The organism is Nocardia heshunensis (genome assembly GCF_054782115.1).
In genome coordinates, this window is record NZ_BAAGTC010000031.1 from 1 (window position 1) to 19,971 (window position 19,971).

The 19,971-nt window shown below is 68.7% G+C and carries 19 protein-coding genes and 1 pseudogene; 5 read left to right on the top strand and 15 right to left on the bottom strand.

What is annotated here, in order from left to right; genetic code table 11:
* Nucleotides 1–413: 413 nt before the first annotated feature.
* The 3 genes from tyrS to ACYVN4_RS44510 form a co-directional block, all read right to left on the bottom strand.
* Complete coding sequence (gene tyrS / locus ACYVN4_RS44500; protein WP_460730256.1) at nt 414–1,694, bottom strand: tyrosine--tRNA ligase; 1,281 nt, start codon at nt 1,692–1,694, stop codon at nt 414–416.
* 188 nt (nt 1,695–1,882) lie between these two features.
* Nucleotides 1,883–2,311, bottom strand: a complete 429-nt coding sequence (locus ACYVN4_RS44505) for a DoxX family protein (RefSeq protein WP_460730258.1) — start codon at nt 2,309–2,311, stop codon at nt 1,883–1,885.
* A 103-nt stretch (nt 2,312–2,414) separates the two neighbouring features.
* Nucleotides 2,415–3,086 (bottom strand): FadR/GntR family transcriptional regulator, encoded by a 672-nt coding sequence (locus ACYVN4_RS44510; protein ID WP_460730260.1) that lies wholly within the window; start codon nt 3,084–3,086, stop codon nt 2,415–2,417.
* Nucleotides 3,087–3,303: 217 nt separating this feature from the next.
* Between ACYVN4_RS44510 and ACYVN4_RS44515 the strand changes: the two genes are divergently transcribed.
* A complete protein-coding gene (locus tag ACYVN4_RS44515; RefSeq protein WP_460730419.1) occupies nt 3,304–4,923 on the top strand; it encodes a 2-isopropylmalate synthase in 1,620 nt (539 codons plus the stop codon).
* A gap of 240 nt (nt 4,924–5,163) precedes the next feature.
* Here ACYVN4_RS44515 and ACYVN4_RS44520 read toward each other — a convergent pair.
* The 5 genes and pseudogenes from ACYVN4_RS44520 to ACYVN4_RS44540 all read right to left on the bottom strand — a co-directional run.
* Nucleotides 5,164–5,592 (bottom strand): annotated as a pseudogene (locus ACYVN4_RS44520) (Clp protease N-terminal domain-containing protein); the annotation flags it as partial.
* A 96-nt stretch (nt 5,593–5,688) separates the two neighbouring features.
* The gene (locus tag ACYVN4_RS44525) at nt 5,689–6,312 is read right to left on the bottom strand and encodes a DNA-3-methyladenine glycosylase (RefSeq protein ID WP_460730262.1); all 624 of its coding nucleotides are present in this window, start codon (nt 6,310–6,312) and stop codon (nt 5,689–5,691) included.
* 79 nt (nt 6,313–6,391) lie between these two features.
* Nucleotides 6,392–6,664 carry a DUF3761 domain-containing protein gene (locus ACYVN4_RS44530; RefSeq protein WP_460730264.1) on the bottom strand — a complete coding sequence of 91 codons (273 nt, stop codon included), beginning with the start codon at nt 6,662–6,664 and terminating at the stop codon, nt 6,392–6,394.
* A 124-nt stretch (nt 6,665–6,788) separates the two neighbouring features.
* Nucleotides 6,789–7,694, bottom strand: a complete 906-nt coding sequence (locus ACYVN4_RS44535; RefSeq protein WP_460730266.1) for an RNA polymerase sigma-70 factor — start codon at nt 7,692–7,694, stop codon at nt 6,789–6,791.
* A 91-nt stretch (nt 7,695–7,785) separates the two neighbouring features.
* The gene (locus ACYVN4_RS44540) at nt 7,786–8,970 is read right to left on the bottom strand and encodes an NAD(P)/FAD-dependent oxidoreductase (protein WP_460730268.1); all 1,185 of its coding nucleotides are present in this window, start codon (nt 8,968–8,970) and stop codon (nt 7,786–7,788) included.
* A gap of 175 nt (nt 8,971–9,145) precedes the next feature.
* Between ACYVN4_RS44540 and ACYVN4_RS44545 the strand changes: the two genes are divergently transcribed.
* Complete coding sequence (locus tag ACYVN4_RS44545) at nt 9,146–9,865, top strand: DsbA family oxidoreductase (protein WP_460730421.1); 720 nt, start codon at nt 9,146–9,148, stop codon at nt 9,863–9,865.
* Nucleotides 9,866–9,868: 3 nt separating this feature from the next.
* Here the strand turns inward: ACYVN4_RS44545 and ACYVN4_RS44550 are convergent, their stop codons facing one another.
* Both ACYVN4_RS44550 and ACYVN4_RS44555 read right to left on the bottom strand, forming a co-directional pair.
* On the bottom strand, nt 9,869–11,080 hold the full coding sequence (locus ACYVN4_RS44550; RefSeq protein ID WP_460730270.1) for a low temperature requirement protein A: 1,212 nt from the start codon (nt 11,078–11,080) through the stop codon (nt 9,869–9,871).
* A gap of 55 nt (nt 11,081–11,135) precedes the next feature.
* Nucleotides 11,136–11,774 (bottom strand): methyltransferase domain-containing protein, encoded by a 639-nt coding sequence (locus ACYVN4_RS44555; RefSeq protein ID WP_460730272.1) that lies wholly within the window; start codon nt 11,772–11,774, stop codon nt 11,136–11,138.
* Nucleotides 11,775–11,895: 121 nt separating this feature from the next.
* Between ACYVN4_RS44555 and ACYVN4_RS44560 the strand changes: the two genes are divergently transcribed.
* Nucleotides 11,896–12,594 (top strand): response regulator transcription factor, encoded by a 699-nt coding sequence (locus tag ACYVN4_RS44560; RefSeq protein WP_460730274.1) that lies wholly within the window; start codon nt 11,896–11,898, stop codon nt 12,592–12,594.
* Nucleotides 12,584–13,618 (top strand): sensor histidine kinase, encoded by a 1,035-nt coding sequence (locus ACYVN4_RS44565; protein ID WP_460730276.1) that lies wholly within the window; start codon nt 12,584–12,586, stop codon nt 13,616–13,618. The genes ACYVN4_RS44560 and ACYVN4_RS44565 overlap by 11 nt, the downstream gene beginning before the upstream one ends.
* On the opposite strand, the gene ACYVN4_RS44570 is transcribed toward ACYVN4_RS44565, so the two are convergent.
* Genes ACYVN4_RS44570 through ACYVN4_RS44585 form a run of 4 tightly spaced genes read right to left on the bottom strand, consistent with a single transcriptional unit; the run spans nt 13,542 to nt 16,938 of the window.
* Nucleotides 13,542–13,997 carry a hypothetical protein gene (locus ACYVN4_RS44570; RefSeq protein ID WP_460730278.1) on the bottom strand — a complete coding sequence of 152 codons (456 nt, stop codon included), beginning with the start codon at nt 13,995–13,997 and terminating at the stop codon, nt 13,542–13,544. The two genes, ACYVN4_RS44565 and ACYVN4_RS44570, sit on opposite strands and share 77 nt — an antisense overlap.
* Nucleotides 13,994–15,505, bottom strand: coding sequence for a molybdopterin-dependent oxidoreductase (locus ACYVN4_RS44575; protein ID WP_460730279.1), 1,512 nt, complete (start codon nt 15,503–15,505; stop codon nt 13,994–13,996). The genes ACYVN4_RS44570 and ACYVN4_RS44575 overlap by 4 nt, the downstream gene beginning before the upstream one ends.
* Nucleotides 15,506–15,529: 24 nt before the next feature.
* On the bottom strand, nt 15,530–16,279 hold the full coding sequence (locus tag ACYVN4_RS44580) for a TIGR04282 family arsenosugar biosynthesis glycosyltransferase (RefSeq protein ID WP_460730281.1): 750 nt from the start codon (nt 16,277–16,279) through the stop codon (nt 15,530–15,532).
* Nucleotides 16,276–16,938 (bottom strand): glycosyltransferase family 2 protein, encoded by a 663-nt coding sequence (locus ACYVN4_RS44585; RefSeq protein WP_460730283.1) that lies wholly within the window; start codon nt 16,936–16,938, stop codon nt 16,276–16,278. Before ACYVN4_RS44585 ends, ACYVN4_RS44580 begins: the two co-directional genes overlap by 4 nt.
* A 125-nt stretch (nt 16,939–17,063) precedes the next feature.
* On the opposite strand from ACYVN4_RS44585, the gene ACYVN4_RS44590 reads away from it, so the two are divergent.
* Entirely contained in the window at nt 17,064–18,449 is a 1,386-nt protein-coding gene (locus tag ACYVN4_RS44590) for a hypothetical protein (protein WP_460730285.1), read from the top strand.
* Nucleotide 18,450: 1 nt separating this feature from the next.
* Here ACYVN4_RS44590 and ACYVN4_RS44595 read toward each other — a convergent pair whose 3' ends face one another.
* Entirely contained in the window at nt 18,451–19,962 is a 1,512-nt protein-coding gene (locus tag ACYVN4_RS44595) for an amidase (protein WP_460730287.1), read from the bottom strand.
* Between the last annotated feature and the right edge of the window lie 9 nt (nt 19,963–19,971).

The following is a 19,971-nucleotide window of genomic DNA, read 5'->3' on the forward strand; positions in this document are numbered from 1 at the left end:
TATTTGGCACTGACATTCATCGACACACTATTGAGTTCTCAAAGAACACACGCACACACCATCGCTCCGAGTTGATCGGATGTCCAGTGAGGCAACTTTTCCAGCCTAGCCCCTGATCTCAACAGAGTCAAGAACCAATTTATTGGCTGGAGTGTTCGCGTCCGGCGCCTTCGTCCAACCTCGTTTTCCGCTTCCGAATCCCTGCTCTGAGCTGGGCGTTTCGGTCCCGGTCGGTGTCCGTGTCGCTCTGACCTGGACTAAGTTACGCGGCGGATAACGCAAGGTCAAATCCGCTGGTCGCCAACACGTTTGCGCTGGTCAAAACGGTGGCGACCGGGCGGCTTTGCGGCCTGAGCCACCCCTTTGTGACTCAGGTCATTTCGATCTTGTTTCCGAATCAGTTGCGCAGCAGATCAGTTGGCGCGACGCACGCCGGCGAAGTTCTTCTTGCCGCGACGCAAGACCAACCACTGTCCGTGCAGGAAGTCGGCGTCCGAGGGGGTCCACTCCAGGTCGGACACCTTCTCGTTGTTCACCGATGCGCCACCCTCGTTGACCGCGCGCCGGGCGGCGCCGCGGCTCTCGCTCAGACCGGACTCGACCAGCAGGTCGACGATGGTCGAGGTCGGGGTCGCCTCGGCCACCTTGCCGTCGACCGCGGCCTCGGTCAGCGCGGCGGCGAGGGTCGACTCGTTGAGCTCGCCGAGTTCACCGCGACCGAACAGGGCCTGACTCGCCAGCTGCACCGAGCGGGTGTTTTCCTCGCCGTGCACGAGGGTCGTCATCTCGGCGGCCAACCGGCGCTGGGCCTCGCGGGCGTGCGGACGCTCGACGGTCGCCTTCTCCAACTCGTCGAGTTCCTCGCGCGAGAGGAAGGTGAACCAGCGCAGGTAGCGGACCACATCGGCGTCGGCCGTGTTCACGAAGTACTGGTACCAGGCGTAGGGGCTGGTCATCTCCGGGTCGAGCCAGAGGCTGCCGCCGCCGGTGGACTTGCCGAACTTCTTACCGTCGGCCGAGGTCACCAGGGGGACGGTCAGCGCGTGCACGTGCTCGCCGTCGACGCGGCGGTTGAGCTCCACGCCCGCGATGATGTTGCCCCACTGATCCGAGCCGCCGACCTGCAGCGTGCAGCCGTGCTCGCGGCGCAGCTGCAGGAAGTCGTTGGCCTGCAACAGCATGTAGCTGAACTCGGTGTAGGACATACCGTCCGACTCGAGCCGCCGCTTGACGGTGTCACGCGCCAGCATGACGTTCACCGAGAAGTGCTTGCCGATGTCCCGCAGGAACGAGACCGTGCTGAGCGGTCCGGTCCAATCCATGTTGTTGGCGATGATCGCCGCGTTCGGGCCGTCGCCGAGATCCACGAAGCGCTCCAGCTGGGAGCGGATGCGCCCGGCCCATTCGGCGACGGTGTCGGTGGAGTTCATGGTGCGCTCACCGACATCGCGGGGGTCACCGATCAGACCGGTCGCGCCACCCGCGAGCACGATCGGACGGTGTCCCGCGGCCTGGAAGCGCTTGAGCGCGAGCAGGGGAACCAGGTGTCCGGCGTGCAGGGAGGCCGCGGTCGGGTCGAACCCGGCATAGAGGGTGATCGGCCCCTTGGCCGCGGAGGCCCGCAGGGCGTCCAGGTCGGTGGACTGCGCGATCAGTCCGCGCCAGGTCAGTTCGTCGATGATGTCGCCGCTCACGCCTGTCTATCTTTCCGCACGTCAATAAGGAAGTTGCACAGGCCCGGGGTTGTAGTGAAACAGGTCCGGCCCGCCGATCAGAGATCGGCGGGCCGGGAAGCGAATTCGAGTGGATGACCACCGAACGCCCCGAAGCCCGCTGCCGAGTGTGATCGGCAGCGGGCAGGGGGTCTAGCGAATTTCGGTGCTCACTTCACCAGGTTGGTGAAGGTGGAGAAGGAGGCGCGGCGCTCGTAGGCGATCCAGGCGAAGATCGCGGCCAGCACCAGCGGGAAGATCGCCATGGCGGGCTTGTCGGCGATGAACGCCTGGGTGCCGGCGGCCAGCACGGTGAGAACGGACAGACCCGCGGCGGCGGGGCCGGTCACGCGGCGGACCATGAGGCCGATACCGCCCGAGACCTCCGCGACGCCGATGAAGACCAGCAGGCCGAGCGGGATCGATACGCCCGCGGCTCCGTTGTCGATCAGCGTCTGCGGCATCACGAGCTTCGGCCCGCCCGAGGCGATGACGAAGAAGAGGCCGAGCACGATCTGCAGGGTCCACAGCACGCGGTTGCGGATCTTGCTCGGGGTGGCGGTGGTGGCGACGGTCGGGGTGGCGGCGATGGCGGTCATGGTGAATGTCCTTCCGGGGCTTGTCGGTTCGGTGTCGAACTCGCTTGCTCCATAGGACGGGGACCGTCTCGCAAACTCATCGCTGCGCCGGAAAAAGTTTTGATCAGCCGTCGAAAGCTGCTTTGAGGCTGGTCAGATGGATGCGGCTGGCGGTCGCAGCGACCTCCGGATCGCGGGCGCGGATGGCGGAGTAGAGGTTTTCGTGTGCGTCGTGGTCGGCGCTGGGGGCGGACATGGGACGGATGCGCAGCATGTCGATCATGGCGTGGCGCGAGCGCGGGACGAAGGCGTTGAACAGTTCCAGCAGGATGTCGTTGTGCGCGGCGGCCACGATGGTGCGGTGGAAGGCGGTGTCGGCGTCGACCAAGTTCTCGACGGAATCACCACTTTCGGCGCGGGCGGCCAGGGCGCGCAGGATGGCGCGCAGGTCGGCGGGGGTGCGACGGCACGCGGCCAAGGCCGCTCCCTCGGCCTCGATGGCGATGCGGGCCTCGATGACGGTGACGATGTCGGAGCGGCGCAGCACCGCGTCCCAGTCCTCGGCGGCGTCCAGGGACGTGACGAAAACGCCCGCGCCCTGGCGGCTTTCGAGGACTCCCTTGCCCGCGAGTTCACGGATGGCCTCGCGCAGAGTGGAGCGGCCGACGCCCAGCTGGGCGGCCAGGGTGGTTTCGCCGGGTAGCCGGTGGCCGAGCTGCCACTCCCCCGAGCGAATCCGCTCCAGCAGAACCTCGGCCGCTTGGGCGGCGAGCGGATGCCGTTGTACCTGCGCCACTTTTGTTCGGCCTCTCTACTTGTCTGAGGAGTGAATCCCCTCTAGTCTAGGCCACATGCTTACGGGTGCGCTTCTCCTCCTTCGTCGCCGCGGCGGGGTCTGACCAGACCGGCACCCCGCTTGCGGGTCACTGTGCTGCGCCGGTCACCTCCTTCCGACGCGAAAGCGAATTGCCGTGAGCATCTCCCCGATTTGGAATCGTCAGCAGCCGTCCGTCATGCCGTCGCACCGGTATCGCGATGTGTACCACAAGGTTTCGGTGCCGCTGACCGAACGTGACTGGCCCGCCAACCGGATCACCGCCGCACCGCTGTGGGTGCCGGTGGATCTGCGGGACGGCAATCAGGCGCTGGCCGAGCCGATGGATCCCGATCGCAAACGGCAGTTCTTCGAAATGCTGGTGGCCATGGGCTACAAGGAGATCGAGGTCGGCTACCCGAGCGCCTCGCAGACCGACTTCGACTTCGTGCGGCTGATCGGGTCGGCGCGGCTGGCTCCCGAGGATGTCACGATCGTCGTGTTCACGCCCGCGCGCCGGGATCTGATCGAGCGGACGGTGGAGTCGATCCGCGGCATTCCCAATGACGTGGTGATCCACATGTACACCGCTACCGCACCGACCTGGCGAAACGTGGTGCTGGATAAGTCACGTGACGAACTGACCGAGCTGATCGTCGCCGGCGGGCGCGACGTACTGGAACTGGCCGGGGACATGCCGAACGTGCGGTTCCAGTTCTCGCCCGAGGTGTTCATGCTGACCGAGCCGGACTATGTGCTGGATATCTGCAATCGGATGACCGAGCTGTGGGACGCCACGCCCGAGCGGCCGGTGATCCTGAACCTGCCCGCGACGGTCGAGGTGGCGACGCCGAACGTGTACGCCGACCAGATCGAGTTCATGCACAAGAACCTGGCGCGGCGCGACAGCGTGATCCTGTCGGTGCATCCGCACAATGATCGCGGCACCGGGGTCGCCTGCGCGGAACTGGCCGTGCTGGCCGGGGCACAACGGGTCGAGGGGTGCGTGTTCGGCAATGGCGAGCGCACCGGCAATGTGGATCTGGCGACGCTGGCACTGAATCTGCATGCGCAGGGCGTGGATCCGATGATCGACTTCTCCGATATCGACGCGATCCGCCGCACAGTCGAGTACTGCACGCGGCTGCCGATCCACGACCGCCACCCGTACGCGGGGGATCTGGTGTACACCGCGTACTCGGGCACCCATCAGGACGCGATCAAGAAGGGCTTCGCCGAGCATCGCGAACGGTCCGCCCGACTGGGTCTGCCCGAGAGCGAAATCCCTTGGGAGGTACCGTATCTGCCGATCGACCCGGCCGATGTGGGCCGTTCTTACGACGCAGTGATCCGGGTGAATTCGCAGTCCGGCAAGGGCGGGATCGCGTATCTGCTGCAGCAGGAGTACGGCCTGGATCTGCCGCGCCGCCTGCAGATCGATTTCGCCCGGCACGTACAGCGGCACACCGATGCCACCGGCACCGAGGTGTCGGCGCGGACGCTGTGGGAGCTGTTCACCACCGCTTACGCCGCCGACGACCACACGATCCCGGCGGTCGGCGAGTCACGAATCCCCGCCGACGCAACGGTCGATGATGTGGTCGGGATACTGGCGTACAACGGGATTCCGATCGAGGTGCTGGGCGTGACCACTCAGGCGGTACCGCGCGGCGGTTCGACGGTGTCGGCCGCCTACCTGGAATATCGCGGCGTCGACGGCGTGGCCTGGGCATACGGCCAGGGCGACAGCGCTTCTCGCGCAACGGTGGCGGCGGTGATCGCCGCGAGCACCCGGGTTCGCGTGACGGTATCGGCCTAGGCCAGGCCCCGCTCACGTCGTGGCGAGCGGATCGGAATCCCACTCCCCCACCGGGATTCCGGTCCGCTGCGGGGCGGCAGTTGCGAGATGTGCCGGGTTTCAGGCGGTGTCGTCGCGGGCCGGGTTGGGGCCGTCGAGGCGGCGTTCCAGTTCCTTGACGCGGTGTTCGAGTTCGGAGATGCGTTGGCGGAGTTCGGATTCCACCGAGACTCGGCTTTCGGTGAAGACGGGGCCCGCCTGCATGAGGGCGATTACTCGGTCTCGGATGTCTTTGGGATCGGCGCCTTGGCTGATCAGGACCTGGGTGGCGACGCCGGCGTCGTTGGCGACGAGGCCGAGCAGGAGGTGTTCGGGGCCGATGTAGTTGTGGCCCAGGTGCAGTGCCTCGCGGAGCGAGTGTTCGAGGACCGATTTGGCGCGGGCCGTGAACGGGATGTGCCCGTCGATCGCGTGTTTCGCCGGGACGCCGACCGCGTGACCGACCAGCTCGCGGGTGCCGGAGAGGTCGAGGCCGAGCTCCGCCAGGGTCTGCCCGGCGACCGGGTCCGCGCCGTGGATGAGGCCGAGCAGCAGGTGTTCGGTGCCGATCCAGTCGTGGCCGAGCAGCCGGGCTTCCTCCTGGGCCAGCACGATGCTGCGGCGGGCGGTGTCGGTGAACCGTTCGAACATGGGTTTCCACCTAAGGGGGAGGTGTCGATTCGTCCACCGTAGACCCCTTCACCATCGCGGCATGCGTTTGACGGAATGAGGGGGCAGGGCCCGGGATCATGCGGGGCGGTCGAGTTGTGGGGCTCGGGGGCTGCGGCGGTAGGCGGAGACGGCGGGGGAATCCGGGAGCCACAGCCGCCACGGGCGGTCGGCGGCGAGACTCACACCGACACGCGGACCGGTGGAAACGGCTGCGGTATCCGCGATTTCGGGTCCGAGTTCGAGGCGGATCGGCGCGGCCGGATCGAACAGGTGAGTTCCGTAGTCATCCAGGGTGATTCCCAAGGCGCTGCCGACATTGCCGGGGCCGCGGGCCAGATCGGCGTCGGTCTTGGCGGCGGGACGGCGTGCGCGCACGATATCGAGCCCCTCGATGATCTCCCCGGCCCGGATGAGCACCGCGCTCGCGACACCGTCGGGGCCGGTGGTGACATTGACGCAGGTGTGCATGCCGTAACTGAAGTAGACGTAGAGCACCCCGGACGGCCCGAACATGACACTGTTGCGCGGCGTGCGGCCGCGGAAAGAGTGAGCGGCCGGGTCGGGCCAGGGTCCGGCCGGATCACCGCCGTACGCCTCGACTTCCACGATGCGCATGGCGACCGGTCCGCTGCGGAGCGTGCCGCCGAGCAGTCGCCGGGCGGCGTGCAGCGGTTCGACGGCGAGATCTCGAGCACCCACGCCGAAGCATTGTTCCGCACTGCCCGCCCGGCCGGGTCGGCGGGCGGGCGCTCGGCTAGCGCACGACCTTGCGGCTAGCTCAGAGCCATTCGGCGACGCCGCCGTGGCCCGAGCAGGTGCCGCGGCGGTGCTGGCTGAAGCTCCAGGTGCCGTCCTTGCAGTGGGCGGTGGCCCCGTCGGGAGCGGTGGCGGACTTCTCGGGGCGCGGCACGCATACGCCGTCGGAATTCTCGTATTCGCTTGTGCCACAGTAGGCATCGTGCAGGATGGGCGTGGCGGTGGCCGGTCCGGCGAGTAGGGTGCTCGCCCCGAGGAAGGCCGCCGCGGCCCAGGGCAGGATATGTCGCGCCACGCGGCGCGTTGTCTGGCTGATCACTACGAAAACCCCTGCGGAAGAACGACATCGACATCGGGGGCGGACGCCCCCGACGAGCGATGGACAGTACCGCAGCCCCCTGGGTGAAATGTCCGATTCTTTATTCGTCGACCGATCCGCCGACCGATCCATCGCCGCCCGACTGCTGCAGTCCGGCGACCTTGTCGGGATTGACCTGGAAACGGATGTTCTCGATGCGGCCGTCGCGAATGTCGTAGGTGAGCGCACCGACGCGGTATTCACCGAGGACGGCCACGATGCTGAGTTCGCCGTTGACCCAGGCGGATTCGAGGTGGATGTCGGCGCTGATCGGTTTGGCCATGGCGCCCAGCAGCCAGCGCGCCACATGATCGGGCCCGTACAGGGGCCGCCGGGCCGCGGTGACCTTGCCGCCACCGTCGTTCCACAGCGTCACCTCGGGGGCGAGCAATTCCATGAGCGCGTTGACATCTCCGCCGTGCGCCGCGGCCAGGAACTTCTCGGTGATCTCCGAGCGGGTCGCCGCGTCGGTGTCGAAGCGCGGGCGGCGGGCGTGCACGTGATTGCGGGCGCGCAGGGCGATCTGGCGGACGGTGGGCTCGGGCCGGTCCAGGAAACCGGCGATCTCGGCGTGCGAATAGCCGAAGACCTCGCGCAGCACGAAGACGGCCCGTTCGACGGGAGTGAGGGTTTCCAGGACGACCAGCATGGCGGTCGACACGGTGTCGGCCATCTCGGTCTCCTGCGCGGCGTCGGTCGGGGTGGTGAGCAAGGGTTCGGGCAGCCAGGGCCCGACATAGGTCTCGCGGGTGGCGCGGGCGGAGGTGAGCCGGTTGAGCGCCAGGTTGGTGACGGTACGGACCAGGTAGGACTTGGGATGGGTGACCGTATCCCGGTCCACCTCATGCCATTTGATCCAGGCGTCCTGCAGGATGTCCTCGGCGTCGGTGACGGTGCCGAGCATCTGGTACGCGGTGCCGAACAGCAGTCGGCGGTGGGCGACGAAGGGGTCGATCTCATCCTGCATGGGACTCATACCTACCGGGTCGGGGGAAGAGAATCCATCGGAGGGCCGGGATACCCGGTCGGCATCCCGGCGAACCAGTAACGGCGAGGGCTCATGCGATTGCGCGGGTGGCACGGCCACCGTTGGCGAACTGCACCTGCATGTTCACCCGCTTGCTCAGCTTGAAGACCGGCACCGGGCTGCCGCTCACCTGCTCCTTGTAGAAGACGGCCGCGCGGCCCTTCAGGTAGATGCGGCGCGGGGTGTCGTCGGCATTGGTGAACTGGATGACCGCGTCCTTGCGGCCCAGGCTGACCGGCTGGTGGATGTAGCCGAAGCGGAAGGGCCGCACCGTCTTTCCGCGCAGGCGACGGGTCACGCTGTCTGCGGCGTAGGCGGCGGTCGGCATGCCGCTCTGGCAGGTGCCGTGCAAAACACCGAAGGGCATGCGGACCGCGGCGGCGTCACCGACCGGCACGATCTCCGGGTGCGAGACCGAGCACAGGGTGGGGTCGGTGATGATCAATCCGCGCTCGTCCACGGCGATTCCGGCCTGGGCGGCCAGCGGCGAGACCTTGACGCCCGCGGTCCACAGGGTCAGGTCCGAGGCGATGATCTCGCCGGTGGTCAGGCGCACGGCGTCCGGCAGCACCTTGGCGACCTGCACGCCGATCCGGCGGACGATGCCGAGCCGGTCCAGGGCACGGTTCAGGTGGGCGCGGGCCCGGTCGCCCATCATGTGGCCGAGTTCCTGCGTGCTGATGACGGTGACGGTCAGGTCCGGGTGCGATTCGGCGATCTCGGTGGCGGCCTCGATGCCGGTCAGGCCGCCGCCGACCACGGTGACGGTGCCCGCTGCAGCATTGATCTCGGTCAGCCGCTGCGAAAACCGTCGGGCCTGGCGAGGGTCGTTCAGGGTCCAGGCGTCCTCGTCGGCGCCGGGGACCTGCGAGGTGTCGGTGGTGCTGCCGAGGCCGTAGATGAGGGTGTCGTAGTGCAGTTGCGCGCCGTCGTCGAGAGTGACGGTGCGGGCGGTGACGTCGATGGCGGTCGCGGCGGCCCGGTGGAAGACGATGCCGGTGCCGTCGATCATCTCGGGGATGCGGTGGTGGGCCAACTCCTGCCCGGCCGCGATCTGGTGCATGCGCAGGCGCTCGGTGAAACGCTCCGTCGGGTTGACCAAGGTAATGCGGACGTTCAGCTTGCGGGTGCGGTGGGCCAGGCGGATCGCGGCCAGCATGCCGGTGTAGCCCGCGCCGAGGACGAGGATTTCGTGGGTCTTGTTGGTGGCGTTCATTTTCGGCTCCGTGGGGGTGTTCCTGCTGGGTCGGGCATGAGACAGGACAGCCCGCCGGAACGTGACAACCCGGCATTGTGAACTGGGTCACAGCGGAACATTCGGGGGCGGTAGCCGGTTGGCATCAGGGTGGCCGGGCCCCCGGCCTGCGGAAACAGCGTCGGAGTGAGGTGTGATGGCCGTACAGGTCGAGATCTGGACCGATATCAACTGCCCGTTCTGCTACTTGGGCAAGCGGCGGTTCGAGGAGGCGCTCGCGGAGTTCCCGCATCGCGACGACGTGACGGTGGTGCACCGATCCTTCGAACTGGATCCGACGCTGCCGCGCGAGCACAGCGATGCGGTGGTGCCGCACATCGCCGAGAAGTACGGGATCAGCGAGGCGCAGGCCGCCGCCAACGAGCGGGGCATCGGGGCGCAGGCCGAGGCGATGGGGTTGACCTATCTGACCTCGGGACGTGACTTCGGCAGCAGCTTCGACATGCATCGACTGCTGCACTTCGCGCTCGAGCAGGGGCGGCAGGAGCAGCTGCTGGATGCGTTGTACGCGGCCAATTTCGCCGACGAGCAGCCGCTGTTCGGCGACAGCGAGCGGCTGGTTCAGGTCGCGAAGTCCGCCGGATTCGACGAGGCGGCCGTGCGGGCGGTGCTCGACGATCCGGATGCCTTCGCCGACGCGGTGCGCGCCGACGAGGCCGAGGCGGCGCGGCTCGGGGCACGCGGGGTGCCGTTCTTCGTGCTGGATCGCAAGTACGGGGTGTCGGGCGCGCAGCCGTCGGAGGTGTTCGCGCAGGCGCTGCAGCAGGCGTGGAGCGATCACGCGCCGGAACTGCAGATCGTGGCCGACGCCGACGTGTGCGGGCCGGACGGTTGCGCGGTGCCGCAGCGGGATTGACCGTTACGACGGCCGCTGATTGCGGGTGATCATGCGGCCGACGGCCGAGATATCCGGGCGCACGTAGGAGCTGTCCTCCCCCGCGCGCACGGACATCAGGTCGTCGGCGATGACGAACCCGTAGGCGACCACCACCAGCACCACGAACTGTCCCCACGCCACCCAGATGATGCCGACCGGGGCGGTGGCGAGCACGCACAGCGCGCCCAGCAGCCGCCACCAGGCGCGGGGTAGGTGCAGGGCGAGCCGGAAGGCGCACTGGCCCAGGAAGAACAGGGCGACGCCGCCCGAAAGCGCCAGTGCGGCAGGCTTACCGGCGGGCTGGTTGCCGTGCGCGATGGTCATGGCGATGCCGGCGGCGGTCAGGATGATGCCCAGCAGCACGATGTAGAGCGAGTATCCGTACGCCAGCACGGCGGGACGGGCCCGGACCGGACCGGGAATCGCCGAGAGCGCGTGCTCGCCGCGCTCGTCGTCCATGCCGAAGTAGGCCCACCACAGCACATATCCGAGGGTGAGGCCGAGCCCGACCGTCGCGATCAGCCCGACGGTGAGGTTCTGGCCGGTCAGGTTCGCGCCGATGGCCACCACCGATTCGCCGAGCGCGATGATGACAACCAGGCCGTGTCGTTCGCAGAAGTGGCTGGCGCGCACCACGAATCCCTCGACGCGGGTGATGTAGGGCGTGATGATCTGCAGCACGATGGCGCTCCCCCAGAGCGCCGAACGCCACCAGCCGTCAGCGATGCCACCGACCAGCACCAGCACCGCGGTCAACGTGTTGAGCGGCCCCAGGCGCAGCATCGCGGTGCTGGCGCTCGCGCCGCCCGCGGTCGCGAACATGAGCGTGTGCACCAGGTTGACCACGATGTAGCCGATCCCGAACACCAGCCCGGTGCCGCCGAACGCATCCGGAATCGCGATGGCGATGACGAAGAACCCGAACATCCCCAGCAGCAGGAAGGTTCGCCGCGAGCTGCTGTTCGGCGCGACCTCGTTGGTCAGGAACACGTATCCGCTGTACATCCACCAGATGATCCCGAACATCAACGCCACCTCCCCCAACTCCCGCCAACCCGGGTGATGGGTGAACACGTGCGTCAACTGCGTGATGGTGAAGACGAAAACAAGGTCGAAGAACAGTTCCAGAGTCGAGGCCCGAACCTGCCCACCCTCCGCCTCGATCTCCGCCGATCCGGACATATCGCTGGTCACGCGCAAATCCTAGAGCCGCCCCGCCCCAACCGCCGACCCGCCGCGCCCCGTCCCCTCACCGGGTGAGCCAGGCGATCCCGTGCTCGGCGACCACCACGGTCGTGATGACCCGCAGATCGGCTACGGCGGCGAGGTCACCGACGTGCTCGATGCCGATCGAATCGGTTCCGGCCGGGGCGAATTCGACGACGGCGATGCCGTCGGGGGCGAGCAGATCACGGGTGCGGCGGAGGACCCGGGCCGGGTCGCCACCGAATCCGACGACACCGTCGGCGAGCAGGGCGTAGGCCCAGCGCCCGGTGGCGGGCAAGCGGTCGAACAGGTCGCGGTGCAGCGCGGGCACGCCACGGGACCTGGTCGCGGCCACGGACTTCGACGACAGGTCGACGCTGAGCACGGCGATGCCTTGCCGCATCAACCGGTCCGCGAGCCGTCCCGAACCGCAGGCGAGATCGATGGTCGGACCGTCGCAGCAGCAGGTCATCACGTGGTCGATCTGCTCGCGCGCGGCGGCGGGATCACGTGTTCCGGGCAGCGCCCCCGACCGCGCGGAGCGCAGGCGAACTCGGTCGCGGCGGCGCTCCGGACCGCCGGGGCGGTAGGCGCCAGACCACGGCGTATGCGGCCCGAGAGGCACGGATTCGTCGATCCGTCGACCACGAACGGGTTCGGGCTTACCGGTCGCGGAGTCCATGGTTCGACGGTAGGTCCGCGGATGCCGTCCTAGGCAGCTGCGGCCATGACGAAACTGTGACGGCGGTGGGCGAAATGGCTTGGACCAGGTGGTTCGGGGTGGGGGCGGCCTAGGGTGGGGTATGCGGATTCTGGTGGCGGATGATGATGCCGTTGTGCGTGAGGTGGTGCGGCGGTATTTGGAGCGGGATGGGCTCGAGGTGATCGAGACCGCGGATGGGCCCGCTACGGCTGCGGTGCTGGAGCGCAATGACATTGATCTGGCGGTGTTGGATGTGATGATGCCGCCGCCGGATGGGATCGATCTGACGCGGGCGGTGCGGGCGGGGGCGCATCCGGAGACGCCGATCATTCTGTTGACCGCGCTCGGGGAGGAGGACGACCGGGTGATCGGGTTGCAGGCGGGGGCCGATGATTACGTGACCAAACCGTTCAGTCCGCGGGAGTTGGCGTTGCGGGTGGCGTCGGTGTTGCGGCGCACTCATCCACAGCCGGTGGTCGCGGAAACGCTGTCCGGGGACGGGGTGGAGTTGAACCGGGCCTCGCGGACGGTGATCGCGGACGGCATGAAGGTCGAGTTGACCGCGCGCGAGTTCGATCTCCTGGCCTTTCTGCTGGCGCATCAGCGGCGCGTGTTCAGCCGCCAAGAGCTGCTGGCCGAGGTGTGGGGCTGGAATTTCGGTGATCTGTCCACCGTCACCGTGCATGTGAAGCGGTTGCGGGCCAAGCTGGGTGCCGCACACCGGATCGAGACGGTGTGGGGCCGCGGGTACGCCTGGGGCCGCGCCGAAATCGCGGAGGAGGCGAGCGATGCCGACTGATACGCCCGGACTGATCGGGTACGCGTTGGCGAGCACCCTGCCGGTGGTGGTGCTCGGGGCCCTGCTGCTGCGCTACACCCGGGGCCGCGCCATGACGACGAGCATGGCCGTGCTGGTGCTGATTCCGACCGTGGCCACCCTGTGCGGTGTGGTCGCGGTGAGCGGCCTCATGTTCGGGGCCGAATTCGAGCGCACGGCAGTGGTTTTGGCGGTGGTCACCGCGGTGACCGTGCCCGCGGCCATTCTGCTGGGCCGCGAGCAGGCGCGGGCCACGGTGTGGGAGCGCGAGATGATCGAGCAGGAGCGCGCCGCCGAACGGTCGCGGCGCGAACTGGTGGCGTGGGTGAGTCATGACCTGCGCACCCCGCTGGCCGGTATCCGTGCCATGGGCGAGGCCCTGCTCGACGGCGTGGTGTCGCGGCCTGGTGATGTGCAGCGGTACGCGGAACAGATTGTGCGCGAGACGAATCGGCTCTCCTCGATGGTGGACGACCTGTTCGAGATGTCGAAGATCAACTCCGGCGCGTTGCGGCTGGAGATGGAGCCGGTGGATCTGCGCGAGCTCATCGACGAGGTGCTGGCCGCCAATCAGCCGACCGCACAGCGCGCCCGGATCACCTTGGCGGCAACGCAACCCGAGGACAAACTGGTGGTGGCGGGCAGCGATCGCGCGCTCGGGCGGGTGCTGACCAATCTGGTGGCCAATGCCATCGCGCACACCCCGCCGGGCGGGCGGATCGACATTTCCGCGGGCGCGGACGACGGTCAGGCATGGACCCGGGTCGACGACACCGGCCCCGGCATCTCCGATACCGATCTGCCGCGCATCTTCGAGGTCGCCTACCGCGGCAGTGCCGCCCGCTCCCCCGGCGCGGGGGAACTGGGCAGCAGCAGCGGCATGGGCTTGGCGATTGCGGCGGGCCTGGTGGCCGCGCATCACGGCGATATCAGTGCCCGGAATCGTTCCGAGGGTGCGCGTTTCGAGATCCGGTTGCCACTGCTGGAGACCGCCGGGCGGAGCTGAGCAGGTAGGCGGCGACCCCGGCCCACACCACGGCCAGCGTGATCAGCAGGCTGACCGTGTAGTCGCGGTGCAAGATGGTGTCGTTGCCGGGCACCGCGCCCTCGCGGCCGAGCAGCGGGAGCGAGACCAGGAACAGGGCGAGACTGCAGAACGCACCGACCGCGTAGGCGGGCCACCAGCGCGGTGGGAGCACGTAATGGCCGAGGACACCGACGAGGGCGGCGGCCGGGCCGAAGATCAGGTTCTCGACGAGGATGGCACCGATGAACCACACGGCCACGGACTTCAGATTGGTGGTGCTCATCTTCAGCAGCAGGTCGACGCCGTAGTAGGCGAAGCCGATTCCGCACGCGCCCAACAGGATCCGGGTGATCGTCATGACAGTTCCTCGATCGACTTCAGCCATTTGGTCTGCAGCACGCCCGGGCGGTTCGGCGCGATCAGGCGGCACGGGTAGCCGTGATCGAGGGCGAGATCCTCGCCGTTGAGCCGCAGGGCGATCAGGGTGGAGGCATCGGTGACGAAGGTGTGCGGGAGCACCGAGGAGCCGTAGATGCCGGTGGTCTCCAGGGACACGAAACGCACGTCGCCGCCGCCGTATTCGCCGACCTGGGCCAGCAGGTCGCGCAGGCGGACGCCGGACCAATGCCCGGTCGCGCTCCAGCCCTCGACGCACGCGATCGGCAGGACGCTGTCGTGCTGCGGCAGCGCCTCCAGGTCGGCGCGGGAGAAACCGTGTTCGCGGCCACCGACTTTCACGGCAAGGGCGTACTGCGGGGAACGCGCGGTCTCGGTGACGGCGGCGGCCACGGCGGTCCGGTTGATCGGAACACCTTGCGGGCCTTCGCCATCACGCGGGGCCAGCAAGGCGACGCGGCGCAGCAGGGGAACGGACTGCCCGGCGACCACCAGACCGGTGACCACGGCACCGAGACCGGCCGCGGTGAGCACCGCCCGCCGCGAAACACCCGAACGACGCGGCTCGCTCGATTCCGGCTGTGCACCAGCCGATTCCGGCTCCGAGACCGGCCGGGTCAGCGCCTTCCGCACCACCGGGAGTTTGACCGCCAGGTGCACGACGACAGCGCCGAACGCCACATACGCCATGGCGTGATGCGTGGTGGTGAAGAAGAACTTCCACGGATAGAACTGGGCCGTATTGAACAGCCCCGTCACGATCTGGAACAGCACGGCACCGATCAACACCGCCACCGACGCCCGCTCCAGCGCCTCCGGAAGCGCCCGCCGCACAGACGGTTTCAGGAAGAAGCGGGGATACACCGACCACAGTTTCACCAGCAGCAGCGGAATCATCATGACCCCGACCGTCACGTGCGTCCCCTGCGTGACCCGGTACAGCCACACCGGATGCGCGGGCCACCAGAACCAGTCCGGCGGATGCTGAATCAGATGACTGATCATCCCGGTCACGAACAGGATCAGTATCCCGACCCCGAGCGCGATCCCCACCCGGGCCGCCACCGCCGTAGACCGCGCGGGCGAAATCCGCGCGGCCAGCACGGGCGGCAACAAGGAGACCTCCCCCGTCATTCCGGCGTGCCTTTGGCCGGAATCTTCTGGCGCGGTGTGGATCCCGGCCACAAGCACGCCGGGATGACGAGAAGCGTCCCCCGCCGCTGGGTTGGCGGCGGGGATGTCGGCCACTACGTCGGGTCGGCCGGCCATACCCGATCGGTCGCCGTTCGGATCGTTGCGGCCGGAGCCGAGTTGATCCTGGCCGGAACCGGACTGACTTCGGGCGGAACCAGACTGATCCCGGTCGTAGCCGGGCTGGCCTTGGCCGGGGCCGGGCTGGCCAGGGGTGGTGCGGTCGGACGCGGGGCGGTCGGACGCGGCGTCCGCGGCTTCGACGTCGTCGGTATGCACCGCGGGCTCCTTTCGGGTCGAAACTCAGAGAGGTACAGGGGTTCTGGCTGTCACCAGGTCGGTGACGGAGCGGGCGAAGCGGCCTCGGGAGATGGCGGCTACCGCGATGGCGTCGTCGTAGGTGTCGACGTCGGTGAGGGTCGGCAGGGCGTGCACGCGACAACCGCTGTGGCGCAGGGCAGTTTCGGTGAGTTCGCCGGTACGACTGGTGGACATGGGGATGTCGGTGAGGAGTTGAGCGGGACGCGGGTCGGTGAGACCCAAAGCCCACCAGCCGCCGTCGGAGGCGGGGCCCAGCACGGTGTCGCCGGTGGCGACCAGCCGGGCGGCGGAGCGGGTGAGCAGGTCGGCGTCGGCCTGTGGGGTGTCCATGCCGATCTGCAGGACCGGCACACCGAATTCGGCGGCGTCGCGGTGGGCGTTGGCGAGGCGTTCGCCGAAGCTGTCGCCGCGCTGCGGGACCACGGTGACCCCGCGCAGGGCCGCCGAGAGTTCGATGGCGCGTTCGGCCCGGTCGATATCGCCGGTCCAGGCCACCACCCGATGCCGAATCCCGCTCTCGCGCATCGCGTCCAGGGTGTCGAGCAGGGCGCAAGCGGCCAGATACGCCGCGTCGACCGGCGAGAAGGGCGGTGCGAGACGGGTTTTCGCGAAACCGGCGATGGGTGATTTGGCCACCACCAGCAGGGTGGCGGGGACGGTGTCGGCCGCGCCGAGCGGGCCTTCCGCGCCCGGTCGCGGGAACATGATCTCGGTGGGTTCGCCGATATTCATCGCACGCTCCAGAAGTCACGGGCGGCCCGCACGGTGCCGAGCCAGGAACCGGAGACCTTGGACTCGCCGTGAGTCCGCGGCCGATAGGTGATGTCACGTTCGAGTACCAGCCACCCGGCGCGGGCCGCACCGGTGAGCAGGGCCAGTGGATAGCCGGAGCGGGCGTGCAGATGGCCGAGCGCCTGCAGCCGGTCGCGGCGCGCCACCCGCATGGCGGCGATATCGTGCACGGGCAGCCCGTAGCGCCGCCGCAGCCGGAAGGCGAAGGCCCAGTTGCCGATTCGCGCATGCAACGGCAGCGCGCCCGGCACGGCCCGGCGGCGGCCGACCACCATGTCCACGCCGGGACCGAATTCGGCCACCAGGCGCGGTAGTTCGCCGGGATCCAGCGAGCCGTCACCGTCGAGGACGGCGACCAGCTCGGTCTCGGCGGCGTCGACACCGGCGTGCACGGCGCTGCCGTAGCCGGGGGTCGATTCGGACACCACGGTCACGCCGGCGGCGCGCGCCACCTCGGCGGTGCCGTCGGTGGAACCGTTGTCCACCACGATCACCCGGTAGCCCATCGGAATTGCTGAAAGTACGCCGGGAAGGGCTTCGGCTTCGTCCCGGCAGGGGATCACCACGGTGACCCCGGGTTCGGAATCCCAGTCGGTCATGGCCTCGACCGTACGGCCAAGCGGGCCGATTCGACCCCGGGACACGCATGACGAAAGTATGACAAGAGCTGGCACAATGGCGATCCGGACAGTTCCGGCGGGGTTCTGGGCCTAGGGTTTCGAGCATGGCGAACGCTTCGGCGACCAGGGTCGCACGCTACGTCTCCACCCGCGTCGACGGGTATTGCGCCCTGGCGGCATTTCTTCTCGTGCTCGCGGCCTTCCTGGTTCCGCGAATCGAAGGCAAACAGTGGAGCGATCGGCTCTATGCCGGAGCCGCACCGATCTTCGGGGGCTGGCTGCCGCACGTCGGCTGGGGCACGATTCCCGCGGTCGCGATCGCGGCGGCGGTCGTGCGGTTCGGTCCGGACCTGGCGCGGCGACTGTCTTTCGGCCGATTACTGGCCGCAACCTGGGCGACCGCGGGCGCGTGGGCGTTCGCGCTGGCCATGGTGGACGGCTGGCAGCGTGGCTTCGCAGGCCGTCTCACCACTCGCGACGAGTACCTGCACGAGGTCGGCGGGGTGCACGACATCGGGGCCATGCTGCGCGGATTCTCCGGGCGCATCCTGGATTTCCAGCCGGACTCGTGGACGACGCACGTGTCCGGGCATCCGCCGGGGGCGCTGCTGGTGTTCGTGGGGCTCGACCGGATCGGGCTGGGCGGGGGCGCGTGGGCCGGATTGTTGTGCGTGCTGGTGGGGACGAGTGCCGCGGCGGCGGTGCCGTTCACGTTGCGGGCGTTGGGATCCGAGCATCGGGCCCGGGCCGCGGCACCGTTCCTGGCGTTGATGCCCGCGGTCATCTGGATCGCGGTCTCCGCGGACGGGCTGTTCGCGGGAGTGGCCGCGTGGGCGGTGGCGCTACTCGCGCTGGCCACCCGGCTGGAACGGGGCTGGATGCTCGCCGCGGTCGGGTCCGGCCTGCTCTTCGGGTTCACCCTCTTCTTGAGTTACGGCCTGGTGCTGCTGGTGGTTCCGGCCGCGGCCGTGCTGCTGGCGCGCTCGTGGCGACCTGCGCTGCCCGCCCTCGCGGGTGCGCTGGTCGTAGTCGCGGCCTTCGCGGCGGCCGGATTCTGGTGGCTCACCGGTTATCACCTGGTGGTGGAGCGCTACTACCAGGGGATCGCCAGCACCCGGCCCTACTCCTACTGGGTGTGGGGCAATCTCGCCGCGACGGTGTGCGCGGTGGGTCTGGCGACCGCCGCCGCGAGCTGCCGGGCCCTGGTCGAGCTGGAGTTGCTGCCGCTGCATCCGATTCGAGAGTGGTTGCCCCGCTGGCGATCCCACGTCGATCCGGCGGCACTGGTGGCGGTCGCCGGGGTGGCCGCCATCCTGATCGCGGACATCAGCGGCCTGAGCAAGGCCGAGACCGAACGCATCTGGCTGCCGTTCGACGTGTGGGCGCTGGCCGCGACCGCACTACTCCCCCGCCACAGCACGCGCTTCTGGCTCGTCGTGCAGGCGGCGGGGGCACTACTGATCAATCACCTGATTCTCACCAACTGGTAGGTCAGCGGGCCGGAACGGACTGCGGGACAAGAGCATCCGCCGGACGGCGATCCGCCCACGGCCGCGCCGTCTCCAGTTCGGCCGCGAGTTGCAGGAGCAGGAACTCGCTGCCCGGGGCGCCGACGAACTGGGTACCGAGCGGCAGACCGGCCGCGGTCCAGTAGGTGGGCACGCTCATGGCCGGGCGGCCGGTGATATTCGCGAGCTGGGTGAAGGGCACGGCCGCCAGATTGGCGGTCACCAGATCGCGATAGAAGTCCGTGCGCGCCAACACGTGTCCGACACCGACGCGCAGCAGCGGCGGCAGGAACGTACCGGCGAGCGCCGGGGTACGGTTCTGCCCGATCCGGATCGGCGGCTCGCCCAGAGTGGGGGTCAGCAACAGGTCGTAGCGCTCGTGGAAGGCGGCCAGGGTGCGGGTGTAGTCGTTCCAGCGGGCGTGCGCGCGCAACAGATCCGGGGCACTCACCGTCCGCCCGACCGCGGCCAGCACCTGGGTGTCGGTATCGAAATCGCTGGGGGACGAACCGGTTACCCGGCAGGCCTGCTCGATTCTGGTGGTGACGGAGGCGGTCCAGACGGCCATGAAATCGAAGGCCAACTGACGCCCGTCGATAGCCGGGCCGGCGGGTTCGACGGTGTGGCCCAACTCGGCGAGCAGTCCGGCCGCGTCGGTGACCGCGCGCACCGCCTCGGCGTCCACCGGTGTGCCCAAAGGGGATTCGCTGGTGAATCCGATGCGGAGGCGGCGCGGGGGCTCGGTCACGGCGTCGCGGAAGGGGCGGTCGGGCCGGGGTACGTGGTAGGGCGCGCCCGGGTCCGGCGGGCTGAGGATGTCGAGCATGACGGCGGTGTCGCGGACACTGCGCGACAGCACGCCCTCGGAGACCGCGCCGAACAGTGGATCCCCGACCGCCGGTCCGCCGGGCACCAGACCCCGGCCCGGCTTGAGTCCGAAAAGTCCGGTGCAGCCGGCCGGAATTCGAATCGATCCGCCACCGTCGCTGGCCCCCGCGACCGGCACGATGCCCGCCGCCACGGCCGCCGCGGAGCCGCCGGAGGAGCCGCCGGGCGTGCGGCCGAGATCCCACGGATTGCGGGTCGCGCCGAAGGTGCCGGTCTCGGTGATGCCCTTGCTGCCGAATTCGGGGGTGGTCGTCTTGCCGAAGATCACCAGTCCGGCCGCGAGCCACCGGTCCACCGTGAGACTGTTGCGCTCGGCGGGCACCGACCGCAGCGGGCCGGTGCCGCCCGAGGTCGGGTAGCCCGCGAAGTCCTGTCCGAGGTCCTTGATCAGGAACGGCACGCCCGCGAGCGGACCGGTGTGGTCGGAGCGGGCCGCGAGACGGGTGCCGACCTCTTCCATCAGCAGACTGATGGCATTGAGCGAGGGATCCACCCGCGCGCAACGGTCCAGCGCCAGCCGCAGCAGTTCGGTGGGATGAACCTCGCCGCGGGCGACCAGTTCGGCCAGCCCGACCGCGTCGTAGCCGAGGTATTCGTCGTCTCTCATGGTGTCTCC